A 12554-nucleotide genomic window follows, 5' to 3' on the forward strand; every position below is an offset into this window, starting at 1 on the left:
CCCGCGGAGTTCTCAACGATCATGCACCAGGTCAGGCTGCGGCTCCAGGGTGCGTGACGATGAAACGGATGTAACGCAATGGCCCGAACCACCCCCACCGTGCGTGCGGTGGCCGCCGAGGCGGGCGTCTCCATCGCCACGGTCTCGCGGGTCCTCAACGACGCCCGACACGTCGCCCCGGGGACCCGGGAGGCGGTCCGCGCTGCGCTGGATCGCCTCGCCCCGACCGGAAGGGACGGGGTCCCGGCCGGGCGGGTGTTCCTGCGGTGCCCGTACACGCTCACCGACTACTTCGGGCTGCTGGTGTCATCGGCGGCGGAGACGCTGGAGGCGGAGGGCTTCGAGGTCGTCCTCGAGGCCGGCGAGAGCGCCCAGCACCGGGACTCCCTGGCCACGCTGGCCACCCGTCCGCGCGTCACTGGAGCCCTCCTCCTGCTCCCTCCGGAAACGCCCGAGGCGCTGGTCGCCGTGCGTCGGGCCGGGCTTCCGCTCGTCGTCCTGGACCCCCGGACGCCCCCGCCCGCCGATGTCGCGGCGGTCTCCGCCGCACACCTGTCCGGGGCACGGCAGTGCACCCGCCACCTCCTCGGGCTCGGGCACCGGCGGATCGCCCTCCTGCGCGGCCCGGCGGGCTGGGTCGCCTCGAGCGAACGCGCCGCGGGACACGCCGCGGCGCTGCTGGAGACCGGGATGCTCCCCGATCCCGCGCTCGTCCGGCAGGTCGAGGCGACGACCGCCGACGGGCAGCGGGCCGGTGGCGAGCTCCTGGACCTGCCGGAGCCACCGACGGCGGTCGTCGCCTTCAACGACAAGGTCGCCCTCGGGGTGCTGCGCGCCGCCGAGGCCCGCGGCCTGCACGTCCCGGAGCAGGTGTCCGTGACCGGCTTCGACGACATCGACCTGGCCCGGGCCACCGCACCACAGCTGACCACCGTCCGGCAGCCGCTGGCGGAGATGGGGCGGATCGCCGTGGGCCTGCTGTCGCGGCTGATGCGGGGCTCGCGGGTCGAGGCCCTCCATGTCGAGCTCGCCACGACCCTTCTCCCCCGAGGATCGACCGGCCCCTCCCCGCTCTGACCGCGGCCGGTCTGACCGCCTCCGGTCTCAGGCCGGCAGCGAGGACTCCTCCACCGTCCCCCCGTCCACCGGGCCGTCCCGCCACCGTGGGCGGTCCTCGGCCAGGGCCAGCAGGTCGGCGAGGTCGGCCGGCCACACGAGGGCGCCGGACGCGAGCAGCGCCGGCACGTCCCACCAGCGGATGTCGGCGATGGTGAGCCGCTCCTCGTCGGTGTGGCCGGAGGTGTCGACCTCGAAGGCGGGCACCCGGACCCGGAAGAACACCTCGGTCTGGTCCACCACCTTGTCGCTGTAGCCGTGGACGACGGTGCGCACGAGCAACGGTCCCTCGACCTCGTCGGCGCCGACGGTGAGGCCGGTCTCCTCGAAGAGCTCGCGGACCGCGGCCTGCTCGTCGGTCTCGCCCGGGTCCACGCCGCCACCCGGGGTGCTCCACCAGTGCGTCACGGGGTCCAGGCCGAGGTCGGAGTCCTCGATGAGGAGGATCCGGCCCGCCTCGTCGAGCAGCAGGACCCGCACCGCCCGGCGCGACGTGCGCGGCCGGCGGCGGTCGTGCCCGGTCCCCGGCTCAGGCACGGGTGAGCCGGTCACGCAGCGCGCCGACGTCGTCGGCCGACCAGCCCTGCGCGCGCAGCCAGCCCTCCGCGCCGCCCCAGCCGTCCTCGACGGCGTCGAGGATGGCCTGCATCGACTCCGCCCGGGGGGTCTGGTCGGCGACGTCCTGGTCCCGCAGCACCGGGCCCTGGGAGTCGGTGCCGGCGACCCGGGCGATGATGGCCTCGATCCGCTCGCCGGACAGCACGTAGTCGGCGACGATCTCCTCGTGCGGGACGCCCGCGACGTCGAGGGCCATGGCCACGACGGTGCCGGTGCGGTCCTTGCCGGCGGCGCAGTGCACCACGGCCGCGCCGCGGGCCCGGGCGACGGCCGCGAGGGCCGCGGCGACCGAGTCGGGCCGCTTGGCGAGGTAGCCGAGGTAGTGCTCGGACCAGAACGCGGGGCTGCGGTCCCGCTCCCGGCGGGGCAGGGCGAGGGCTCGGGCCGCGACCTCGTCGGCCGACTCCGGCGCGCGCGCCGGCAGCAGCGAGTGGTGGTGGTGGGTCAGCGACTCCAGCCGCCGCAACGGCCCGTCACCCTCGAGGTGCAGCTCGGTCTCGGTGCGCAGGTCGACGACGTCGGTGACGCCGAGGTCCTCGACGAGCCGGGTGACGTCGGCCTCGGTGAGGTCCTGGAGGTTGTCGGAGCGGATGAGCCGCCCCGGCACCGTCGCGCCGCCGTCGCGGGTCGGCAGCCCGCCGACGTCGCGCATGTTGACGAGCCCGTCGAGGTCGATCCAGCGGTCCGGCACCGCATCATCGTAGGCCGCGGCCACCTCCCACCGACGGCGGCGCCCGGTCCCGGCCTCCGCCGGGGCATGGCCGACAATGGCGGGCGTGCCACGACTGCCCGACGGCGAGCCCGCGCCCCCCAGCGGGGAGCTGCCCGCCGCGGCGCTCTCCCGGCTGGGCGAGGGCCGGTTCGGCGTCTACGTCCACGTGCCGTTCTGCGCCGTGCGCTGCGGCTACTGCGACTTCAACACCTACACCCTGCCCGAGCTCGGCGCGGGCGCCTCCACGGACGACTACGCGGACACGGCGCTGCGCGAGCTCGACCTCGCCGCGCGGGTGCTCGGGGATGCCGCGCCCGTCGTCGACACCGTCTTCGTCGGCGGGGGCACCCCCACCCTGCTGCCCCCCGCCGACCTCGTCCGGGTCCTCGACGGGGTGCGCGAGCGGTTCGGGCTGGCCGCGGACGCCGAGGTGACCACCGAGGCCAACCCCGACTCGGTCGACGAGGCCGGCCTGGCGACCCTGGCCGCCGGCGGCTTCACCCGGGTGAGCGTGGGCATGCAGTCGGCGGTGCCGCACGTCCTCGCGACGCTGGACCGCACCCACGACCCCGCCCGGGTGGGCCGGGCGGTGTCCGCGGCGCGGGCCGCCGGGCTGGCCACGAGCCTTGACCTCATCTACGGCACGCCGGGGGAGTCCCTCGGAGACTGGCGGCGCAGCCTGGAGGCGGCACTCGAGCACGCACCCGACCACGTCTCGGCCTACGCCCTCGTCGTCGAGGCGGGGACGGCGATGGCCCGTCAGGTCTCGCGCGGCGAGCTGCCGGCGCCCGACGGCGACGACGAGGCCGACAAGTACGAGCTCGCCGACACGCTCCTCGCGCAGGCGGGCTACGACTGGTACGAGGTGAGCAACTGGGCCCGGACGCCCGCGGGCCGGTGCCGTCACAACGAGGGGTACTGGCGGGGTGACGCCTGGTGGGGTGTCGGCCCCGGCGCACACGGGCACGTGGGCGGGGTGCGCTGGTGGAACGTCAAGCACCCCCGGGCCTACGCGGCCCGGCTGGCGTTGGGGGACTCCCCGGCGGCCGGGCGCGAGGTGCTGACCGTCGAGCAGCGCCGCGACGAGGAGGTGCTGCTCGGGGTGCGGCTGCGCGACGGCCTGCCGGTGGACCGGCTGGACGACGCCGGTCGCACGGCCGTCGCGGGACTCGTCGCCGACGGGCTGCTCGAGGGGGCCGCCGCCGTCCGCGACCGCCGCTGCGTCCTCACCCTGCGCGGCCGGCTGCTCGCCGACACGGTCGTGCGCCGGCTGCTCGGCCCGTGAGGCCGCGCCGCCGGCGCACGAGGGGTGTCGTCAGCGGACGAAGCTCGGGGTGAGCGGCGGGGTCCACCACTCCCCGTTGTTGGCCTTGATGAGACCGACGACGTGGAGGATCACCGCGACGATCCACGCGACGCCGAAGGTGAGGAAGCCGATGAAGACGGCCATGAGCGGCAGCGACACGAGGAACACGATGCTCGCGACGATCTGGACGTTGAGGGCGTTCGCCGCATGCGCCCGCACGAACGGTCCCCGGTCCTTGACGACGAGGTAGACGACGAGCGCCGCGACGAAGCTGAGGAAGCCGCCGCTGAGCACCGTGGCCGCGAGGGAGACGCCGTGGGCGGCCGCGCCCCACGTCTTCTCCTCCTGCTGTGACATCGGCGTCGGCGTCGAGCCGCCGTACGTGCCGGGGGCCGGCGCGCCGTAGGGCTGGCGGTACTCCTGGCCGCCGGGCGGGGGCGGGGGCGGGGCGGCGCTGCCGGACTGCTCGGCCGGCGGGGGCGGGGGCGTGGGGTTCGCGAACGGCGAGCCGCCCTCGGGACGGTCGCCCTGGGGGTGGTCGGTCATGTCTCCTCCTCGGTGGGGGTGTCTCGTCCCATCACACCAGGGACGGACGGGACGCGGGTGCGGTTCCGGGGACCGCTCGGGGTCGGGCTCCGGGTCGGGTCAGGGCCGACCCCTACCGCGGCGGCTCGCACCGCGGGCACACTGGGGCCGTGGAGCTCCTCGACCGGGTCCGGACCCTCCTGCCCGACGCCGAGGAGAAGCGCATGTTCGGCGGCGTCTCGTTCATGGTCGAGGGCGCCATGGCGGTCGCGGTCGGCCCCGACGGGCTCATGGTCCGGGTGGACCGTGCGGAGCGGGAGTCCCTGCTGGACCGGCCGGGGGTGGCTGAGCAGCGGATGGGCGAGCGCGTGATGGGCGGCTGGGTGCGCGTCGACGCCGGTGCGCTCGCCGAGGACGCCGTGTTGCGGGAGTGGGTCGGACGCGTTGTCGCATAGGCGCGCGCCGCCGGCTGACCCCGTCGTCACTCGGGGGCGGTGACGAAGTCGATGAGCTCCTCGACCCGGCCGAGCAGCTCCGGCTCGAGGTCGGTCCACGAGGTGACGGACGCGAGGATCCGCCGCCAGGCCCGCGCCAGGTCCGCCTGGGTGTCGTGCGGCCAGCCGAGGTGGGCGCAGACGCCGTGCTTCCACGACTGCCCGCGCGGGATGACCGGCCAGGCGTCCAGGCCGAGGCGCTGCGGCTTGACCGACTGCCACACGTCGACGTAGGGGTGCCCGACGACGAGGAGGTGGTCGGCGTACGACCGGACCCGGCGGGCCTCGTCGACGACCCGGGTCTCCTTGCTGCCGGGGACGAGGTGGTCGACGAGCACGCCCATGCGGTGGCCCGGACCGGGCTGCACCTGGCGGACGACACCGGCGAGGTCGTCGACTCCGTCGAGCATCTCGACGACGACACCCTCGGCACGCAGGTCCTCGCCCCAGACCTTCTCGACGAGCTCGGCGTCGTGCCGGCCCTCGACGTAGATCCGCGAGGCCCGGGCGACCCGGGCGCGGGTGCGAGGCGCGGCCACCGAGCCGCTGGCCGTGCGGGCCGTGGCCGCCCGGGCGGCGTCGAGGCGGGCGTCCGCCGCCGCGCGGGGCGGGACGAGGGTGACGGGGGCGCCGTCGAGGAGGAACCCGGGGCCGAGGGGGAAGCCCTTGAGCCGGCCCCGCCGGTCCTCGAGATGGACGACGTGCACGCCGCCGGCCTTCTCGACGGCGACGACGGCGCCGACCCAGCCGGTCTCGACGTCCTCGACGACGGTGCCCGGCTCGGCGGGCAGCTCGGTGGACCGCCCGCGCGGGGGCTTCCGCCAGTCGTCCGAGAGCACGTCCGACCCGTACCTGTCCACCACGGCGGCGACGCTAGCCGCGCGGGCCGGACGGGCCGGTGACCGCCGCGCGGACGTCCCGGCTTTTCGCGATGTCCGGCCCGGCGGCTAGGCTTGGCACTCGGACGGCGAGAGTGCCAGCACCGGTGTCCGCCGCCCGCTCCGACTGTCGACCATGGCCCGGGAGGTGACCCCCGATGAGCGAGGACCGTCGACTCCGGGTCCTCCGGGCGATCGTCCAGGACTACGTCGAGACCTCGGAGCCCGTGGGCTCCAAGGCGCTGCTCGAGCGTCACCAGCTCGGCGTGTCCGCCGCCACCGTGCGCAACGACATGGCCGCGCTGGAGGAGGAGGGCCTCATCGCCGCCCCGCACACCAGCGCCGGGCGGATCCCCACGGACGCCGGCTACCGGGTCTTCGTCGACCGCCTGAGCCAGGTCAAGCCGATGACCGCCGCGGAGCAGCGCGCCATCGGTCACTTCCTCGAGGGCGCGCTCGACCTCGACGACGTCGTCGACCGCACGGTCCGTCTGCTGGCGTCGCTGACCCGGCAGGTCGCCGTCGTCCAGTACCCGTCGCTGTCGCGCTCGTCCGTGCGGCACGTCGAGCTCGTCCCCATCGGCGGGCCGCGGCTGCTCGTCGTCCTCATCACGACCACCGGCCGGGTCGAGCAGCGCGTCGTCGACGTCGGCACCGACCTGATGACGGTCGAGGGCGAGAGCACGCTCGCCGTCCTGCGATCCGAGCTCAACGGCGCGACGGCCGGACGCACGCTCGCCGACGCCTCGGCCGAGCTCGCCGTCGTCCCGGACCGGCTCGAGCCCGGGCTGCGGGACGTCGCCCGGGCCGTCGTCGCGGCGCTCGAGGACTCCCTCGTCGAGGAGCGCGAGGAGCGCGTCGTCCTCGCCGGCACCGCCAACCTCGTGCGCTCCGGCGGCGACTTCGTCGCGAGCATCGGGCCGGTGCTCGAGGCGCTCGAGGAGCACGTCGTCCTGCTCAAGCTGCTGGGCACGGTCGCCGAGCAGGGCGGCAGCCTCGCCGTGCGGATCGGCAGCGAGAACCCGTACGCCGGGCTGCGCTCGACCTCGATGGTCGCCACCGGCTACGGCGCCGGCACCGACCTCGTGGCCGGGCTCGGCGTCGTCGGGCCGACCCGCATGGACTACCCCTCGACGATGGCCGCCGTGCGCGCCGTCGCCACCTACGTCTCCCGGATCCTCGCCGACTGAGGCGGGACCGACCTCCCACCGACCACCGCCATGACAAGGACCATCCACCGGTGAACGACTACTACGCCGACCTCGGGGTCTCCCGCGACGCGAGCGCGGAGGACATCAAGCGCGCCTACCGGCGCGCCGCCCGCAAGCTGCACCCCGACGTCAACCCCGGCCCCGAGGCCGAGGACCAGTTCAAGAAGATGTCGCAGGCCTACGACGTCCTCTCGGACCCGCAGAAGCGCCAGGCCTACGACATGGGCTCCGACCCGTACGCGGGCGGGGCGGCCGGCTTCGGCCAGGGCTTCTCCTTCAGCGACATCATGGACGCCTTCTTCGGCGCCGGGGCCGCCGGCGCCGCGGCCGGACCGCGCTCGCGGCAGTCCCGGGGGCAGGACGCCCTCGTCCGGCTCGACATCGACCTCGGGGACGCCGTGTTCGGCGCCGAGAAGGAGCTCACCATCGACACGGCCGTCGCGTGCAGCACCTGCCACGGCGACGGCATGCAGCCGGGCACCTCGATGCGCACGTGCGACGTGTGCGAGGGGCGCGGCGAGATCCGCCAGGTGCAGCGCAGCTTCCTCGGCCAGGTGATGACCACCCGCCCGTGCATGACCTGCCAGGGCTTCGGCCAGATCATCACCGACCCCTGCTACGAGTGCTCCGGCGACGGGCGGGTGCGCACCCGCCGCACGCTGACCCTCAAGGTGCCCGCCGGCGTCGACACCGGGACGCGGATCCAGCTGGCCGGTGAGGGCGAGGTCGGGCACGGCGCCGGGCCGGCCGGAGACCTCTACGTCGAGGTGGCCGTGCGCAAGCACCCCGTCTTCCAGCGACGCGGCGACGACCTGCACGCGACCATCGAGCTGCCGATGACGGCGGCGGCGCTCGGCGCGACCCTGGGCATGGAGACCTTCGACGGCAACCAGGACCTGGACATCACCCGCGGCACCCAGTCCGGCGACACGATCACCCTCCGTGGGCTCGGGGTCACCCACCTGCGCGGCGGTGGGCGCGGCGACGTCGTCGTCCACACGATGGTGCACACCCCGACCCGGATGGACCACGAGCAGGAGGAGCTGCTGCGCAGGCTCGCGGCGCTGCGCGGGGAGGAGCGGCCGCAGGGGCGGGTCGCCAACCCCGCCGCGGGCTCGATCTTCGGCAAGCTGCGCGACACCTTCAAGACCCGCTGACCGGCGCGGCCGACGACCACGCGAACGGTGCTGCGATGACCCTTCCGGTGTACCTCGTCGGGCCCGGCGCGCTGGCCGGCCGCGGGGTCGGGGACGTCGTCGTCCTGGACGGCGCCGAGGGCCGGCACGCGGCCACCGTGCGGCGGACCCGGACAGGGGAGCGGCTCGTGCTCTCGGACGGTGCGGGCGCGAGCGTCGTCGGGTCGGTCCAAGCCGTCGGCCGCGACACGCTGGAGGTCCGCGTCGAGGAGGTCCGAGAGGACCCCGAGCCCAGCCCGCGCCTTGTTCTGGTGCAGGCGCTGGCCAAGGGGGACCGCGACGACCAGGCGGTCGAGACGGCGACGGAGTACGGCGTCGACGAGGTCGTGCCGTGGCAGGCGGCGCGCTGCGTCGTGCGCTGGCAGGGCGAGCGCGGCGAGCGGTCGCGGCGGGGCTGGGAGAAGGTCCTCCTGGCGGCGACGAAGCAGTCGCGCCGGACCCGGCTGCCCGTCCTGGCCCCCACCGCCTTCACCGCGGACGTCGTCGAGCGGGTGCGGTCCGCGACGGCGGCCTTCGTCCTCCACGAGGACGCCTGCGAGCCCCTGGCCGGCGCCGACCTGCCGGACTCCGGCGACGTCGTCCTCGTCGTCGGACCCGAGGGCGGCATCGCCCCCGAGGAGGTCGACGCCCTCGCCGCCGCCGGCGCCCGCGTCGTCCGCCTCGGGCCCACCGTCCTGCGCGCCTCCAGCGCCGGACCCGCCGCCATCGCCGTCCTCAGCGCCGTCCGCCGCTGGCGCTGACCGGGCCACCGACGCGGTCGACGGCGCTACCGTCGTGGGCGTGGACCTGGAGTTCAGCGGCGAGGTCGTGGAGTGGCGCGGCCCCGCCCCGCACCACTTCGTCGCCCTGCCGGCCGACCAGGCCGAGCGCGTCCATGAGGTGTCCCGGCTCGCCACGTACGGCTGGGGCTGCATCCCGGTCGAGGGCTCGGTCGGCGGCACGGCGTTCACCACCTCGCTCATTCCGAGGGACGGCGGCTACCTCCTGCCGCTCAAGGTGGCCGTCCGCCGCCGCGAGGACATCGCCCTCGGCGACACCGTGACCGTCCACCTGCACGTCGACGTCTGACCTCTGGCGCTCGGGCCGGGTCCGGCCCGCGCTCCGCGCCGTCGTGCGAGCATCTTGCGCGTGACCGACGACCCGGCGCCGCCCCCGTCGAACCGGGAGGCGCTCGCCGCCCACCTCGACGCCCTGGGGGTCCGGGACGGCACCTACCACCTGTTCGGTGCCCATCTCGACGACGCGGTGGTCATGGACCGGCGGCCTCACGGGTGGGTCGTCTTCTTCTCCGAGCGCGGAGGCGAGCACTCCCTCGAGGTCCATCGTGACGAGGCACGCGCCTGCGCCGACCTGCTGTCCCGCCTGCGCCGCGAGGCCCACGTCGTCTTCGACCTCGTCGTCGGGCCCGCACCGGCCGCCCGAGCGGACGCGATGTTCGACGAGTGGCTGAGGCAGCGAGGCGTCACCCGCGACGATCTCCTGGCTGATGACTGGACGTGCGACGACGTCCCGTGGGGCCAAGGGTCGTATCAACGGCGGTACTTCGTGCGGATCGCGGCCATCCGGCGGCTCGACGGCGCGGACTGAGCGGCCGCCGTCCGCGCTCCGCCTACGGCACCAAGGCGCCAGGGGACGGGCCCGAAGGGGTCGTTCGGCGGTCGGTCAGAAGGGGATGGGGACGTCGGTCCACGCGTCGCCGCGTTGGCTGCGTTCGTGCGGGGGTTTCGGCGACCCCGGTGGCGGTGCCGGTAACGGTGTCGGCGGCGGGTCGTTGGGGTGGGTGCGGTGGGCGGGTTCGGTGGTGCGGGTCCGCCCGGTGGGGTCGGTCCAGCTCATCGTGCCGTCGGGTGACAGGGTGGGTTTCCAGTGGCTTTGTTGCTTGAGGCGGTGGTGGCGGCGGCAGAGTCCGGCGAGGTTGCTCGGGGTGGTGGGGCCGGTGGGCCAGGGGCGGACGTGGTCGAGGTCGCAGCGTTCGGCGGGCCGGGTGCAGCCGTACATGCGGCAGGTGCCGTCCCGGACGGTCACGAGCTGCCGCATCTTCGCCGGTGGCCGGTAGGCGTCCGAGGTGATGGAGGCCAGCGTGCCGGTGTCGGCGTCGAGGACCGCGCGGGCGACCTGCAGGGGGAGGCTGGTGAGGATGCCGGCGACGGTTCTGGCGTCGACCCAGCCGAGGCCGGGCAGCTGCACCCCGGACACCAGAGCCGTGGCGCCGGTGTCCGCACCGACACGGGTGGGGGCCATCTCGACCGCGGTGGGAACGCCGGGACCGTCCGCGCTCTCGTAGTCCGCGAACTCGTGCCAGCCGAGGTCTTCCTGGGTGTCGGCGGGCAGGTCGCCGATGCGGACCTCCTCACCGGTGGTGGCATCGACGATCGTCTCGTCCGGGTCCCGCGGGGAGAACGTCCGCACGGTCGGGACAGCAGCCGGGTCCGGGGCGGCGGTCATCACCGGCACGCCGAGGGTCACCTGGGCGCTGACGCTCACGTTGCGCAGCAGGAGATCCCCGAACGCGTCGGCACGGGACTCCGGCACCGTCAGGGTGTCGTCGACGTCCCGGTACTCCGCGGCGAGGCTCTCCACGGCGGTCCAGGCGGCCTTGCTGGTCGCCGTGGGCAGGAGGGCGAACCACTCGGTGAGGCCGTCCTCGCTCGGACAGACCTCGACCGTCCGCACCTTCCTGGTCTTGGCGGCGTGCTCGGCGACCTGGTCCGCCGCGACGCGGGCGGCGATCCGGCGGGTCTCACCGGTGACGCGGGCGGGGTCCATCGCCGCCAGGCGCGGCGCGAGCGAGGCGTCCACCCGGCCACACGCCTCGACGTCGAGGCCGGCGCAGGCGTCGAGGACCTTGTGCGCCGTCACCGCCGCCACCTCCCCGTCCAGGACCAGGTCCCGGATGAGCGGGAAGCGAGCAGACAGCTTCGCCCCGAGCCGGACCTTCCGCCCGGCGACACCTTCGGTGACCCCCGCCTCCATGGCCAGCATCGAGGGGGCCATGCCGTCGACGAACCCCACCGGATGCGTCCGCTCGATGACCCGATCGGAGACCATCCGGCTCTCGAACCGCGCCCCGAACGCGGCGGCCACCGCGACGACACCCTCCAGGGTGTTGGCGACCTTCTGCGCCTCCCCGGCGACCTCGAACGCCTCCCGCGGATCCAGGCTCCGGCCGTGCTCGGCCAGGTCCCTCGCGAGCAGAACCGCATCGCCGCGCAGTGCGGCGATGCGGCTGCTGATATCCCCCCGGTCCATGCCCTGATCTTACCCGAACACGCGTACGACGACAAGCCTCAGGACGCTCGTAGGACGTTGCGAGAGAACGAGATTGCAGGAAGTTTCAGAGCGTCAGAGCGCGCCCGAAAACGCGGTCGACGCGAGCTCGAACGACGGTGTCGGGGAGGCTCGAACACGAGCACAGGAGCGTCCGCGAGCGGGCCGAACCCGTGAATCGAAAGCGGACGCCCAAGGAGGCCGGCATCGTGAGAGGAGCCACGCGGGCCCCGTCCCAGGCCGCCTGTGATCCGCACCAGGCTGGAAGGACAGCAAGCAAGAAATGCCGCTGACGTCCATCTGTTCGGGCCGCGGGCTGTTCGAGACCAAACCACCCGAAGGGAGGGCGGCATCGTGAGGCGACCCACCGCGGACTCCGTCCCAGGCCGCCTGTGATCCGCACCAGGCCGAAAGGACAGGGAACGCGGAATGCTGCCGACGTCCAGCTACCCGGGTCACGGCCGCTCGGACGCGAGCCGCCCGGACGCGAGCCATCCGCGGCTAGGGACCGACGGCCCTACCACCCGCCGCGCGGCGAGGTCAGAGCCGGCGGGCCGTCAGAGGACGCACAGCTCGTTCCCCTCGGGGTCGGCGACGACGACGTGGTCGAGCACGCCGCCCTGCTCGTGCTCGGCCAGCACCGTCGCGCCGGCGGCGACGAGCCGCTCGACGGTGGCGGCGATCGCGGTGCGCCGCTCGTCCGCCGGCCGGTCCCGCCCGCCGCTGACCTGGAGGTCGAGGTGGACCCGGTTCTTCACGGTCTTGGGCTCGGGCACGCGCAGGAAGGTGACGGACGGGCCCGCGCCGTCCGGGTCGACGAGCGTCGCGCCGTCGCCCCACTCCTCCTCCGGCACGTCGAAGGCCCGGTGCCAGTCCGCCCAGGTCGCATAGCCCTGCGGCGCGGGGGCGTCGACGTAGCCGAGCGCCTCTCGCCAGAACGCGGCCTGCGTCCACGCGTCGTCGCAGTCGATCGTCAGTGTCCAGCGCACCGCCATGTCGGCTCCCTTCGCTCGTCCGAGGCCATCCCACACCCGCCCACTGACACCCGCAGCCCGATACGGCCCGCCGGGCACCTCACCGACGCGCCACCCCGGGTCCGGGACCCAGCCCCTAGGGTCGGGACATGAGCGAGACCGACCCGGACTGCCCCTTCTGCCGCATCGTCGCCGGGAGCATCCCGGCGACGGTCGTCGCCGAGAGCGAGCACTCCCTCGCCTTCCGCGACCTGGAC

14 protein-coding genes are annotated in these 12554 nt (G+C 74.7%); 8 read left to right on the forward strand and 6 right to left on the reverse strand.

Features of this window, described 5'->3' with window-relative positions:
- Positions 1–78 precede the first annotated feature (78 nt).
- Positions 79–1077 carry a LacI family DNA-binding transcriptional regulator gene (locus EPD83_RS07205; protein ID WP_128365926.1) on the forward strand — a complete coding sequence of 333 codons (999 nt, stop codon included), beginning with the start codon at positions 79–81 and terminating at the stop codon, positions 1075–1077.
- 27 nt (positions 1078–1104) lie between these two features.
- Here EPD83_RS07205 and EPD83_RS07210 read toward each other — a convergent pair whose 3' ends face one another.
- Together EPD83_RS07210 and EPD83_RS07215 are read right to left on the reverse strand one after the other, a co-directional pair.
- Positions 1105–1653 carry an NUDIX hydrolase gene (locus EPD83_RS07210; RefSeq protein WP_205859445.1) on the reverse strand — a complete coding sequence of 183 codons (549 nt, stop codon included), beginning with the start codon at positions 1651–1653 and terminating at the stop codon, positions 1105–1107.
- Positions 1646–2425 (reverse strand): tyrosine-protein phosphatase, encoded by a 780-nt coding sequence (locus EPD83_RS07215; protein ID WP_235950395.1) that lies wholly within the window; start codon positions 2423–2425, stop codon positions 1646–1648. Before EPD83_RS07215 ends, EPD83_RS07210 begins: the two co-directional genes overlap by 8 nt.
- 76 nt (positions 2426–2501) lie before the next feature.
- Between EPD83_RS07215 and hemW the strand changes: the two genes are divergently transcribed.
- Positions 2502–3731, forward strand: a complete 1230-nt coding sequence (gene hemW, locus EPD83_RS07220) for a radical SAM family heme chaperone HemW (protein WP_128365924.1) — start codon at positions 2502–2504, stop codon at positions 3729–3731.
- Positions 3732–3761: 30 nt separating this feature from the next.
- Here the strand turns inward: hemW and EPD83_RS20605 are convergent, their stop codons facing one another.
- On the reverse strand, positions 3762–4298 hold the full coding sequence (locus EPD83_RS20605; protein ID WP_165566405.1) for a DUF4870 domain-containing protein: 537 nt from the start codon (positions 4296–4298) through the stop codon (positions 3762–3764).
- Between the two features lie 149 nt (positions 4299–4447).
- Between EPD83_RS20605 and EPD83_RS07230 the strand changes: the two genes are divergently transcribed.
- Positions 4448–4732 (forward strand): TfoX/Sxy family protein, encoded by a 285-nt coding sequence (locus EPD83_RS07230; protein WP_235950396.1) that lies wholly within the window; start codon positions 4448–4450, stop codon positions 4730–4732.
- A gap of 26 nt (positions 4733–4758) precedes the next feature.
- On the opposite strand, the gene EPD83_RS07235 is transcribed toward EPD83_RS07230, so the two are convergent.
- Positions 4759–5634, reverse strand: a complete 876-nt coding sequence (locus EPD83_RS07235; RefSeq protein WP_128365923.1) for a DUF3097 domain-containing protein — start codon at positions 5632–5634, stop codon at positions 4759–4761.
- A gap of 173 nt (positions 5635–5807) precedes the next feature.
- Between EPD83_RS07235 and hrcA the strand changes: the two genes are divergently transcribed.
- From hrcA to EPD83_RS07260, 5 genes are read left to right on the forward strand one after another with little or no spacing between them, the layout of a single operon-like run.
- Positions 5808–6839 carry a heat-inducible transcriptional repressor HrcA gene (hrcA, locus tag EPD83_RS07240; protein ID WP_128365922.1) on the forward strand — a complete coding sequence of 344 codons (1032 nt, stop codon included), beginning with the start codon at positions 5808–5810 and terminating at the stop codon, positions 6837–6839.
- Between the two features lie 50 nt (positions 6840–6889).
- Positions 6890–8017: a molecular chaperone DnaJ gene (gene dnaJ, locus EPD83_RS07245; RefSeq protein ID WP_128366685.1), complete on the forward strand. Its 1128-nt coding sequence runs from the start codon at positions 6890–6892 to the stop codon at positions 8015–8017.
- Between the two features lie 35 nt (positions 8018–8052).
- On the forward strand, positions 8053–8796 hold the full coding sequence (locus tag EPD83_RS07250; RefSeq protein ID WP_128366686.1) for a 16S rRNA (uracil(1498)-N(3))-methyltransferase: 744 nt from the start codon (positions 8053–8055) through the stop codon (positions 8794–8796).
- Positions 8797–8836: 40 nt separating this feature from the next.
- Positions 8837–9124: a DUF1905 domain-containing protein gene (locus tag EPD83_RS07255; RefSeq protein WP_128366687.1), complete on the forward strand. Its 288-nt coding sequence runs from the start codon at positions 8837–8839 to the stop codon at positions 9122–9124.
- 60 nt (positions 9125–9184) lie between these two features.
- Complete coding sequence (locus tag EPD83_RS07260) at positions 9185–9643, forward strand: hypothetical protein (RefSeq protein WP_128366688.1); 459 nt, start codon at positions 9185–9187, stop codon at positions 9641–9643.
- A 75-nt stretch (positions 9644–9718) separates the two neighbouring features.
- On the opposite strand, the gene EPD83_RS07265 is transcribed toward EPD83_RS07260, so the two are convergent.
- Positions 9719–11305: an HNH endonuclease signature motif containing protein gene (locus EPD83_RS07265; protein ID WP_128366689.1), complete on the reverse strand. Its 1587-nt coding sequence runs from the start codon at positions 11303–11305 to the stop codon at positions 9719–9721.
- 575 nt (positions 11306–11880) lie between these two features.
- On the reverse strand, positions 11881–12318 hold the full coding sequence (locus EPD83_RS07270) for a VOC family protein (protein ID WP_128366690.1): 438 nt from the start codon (positions 12316–12318) through the stop codon (positions 11881–11883).
- Between the last annotated feature and the right edge of the window lie 236 nt (positions 12319–12554).

It is taken from the genome of Phycicoccus flavus, assembly GCF_004025965.2.
Classification (GTDB): domain Bacteria; phylum Actinomycetota; class Actinomycetes; order Actinomycetales; family Dermatophilaceae; genus Phycicoccus; species Phycicoccus flavus.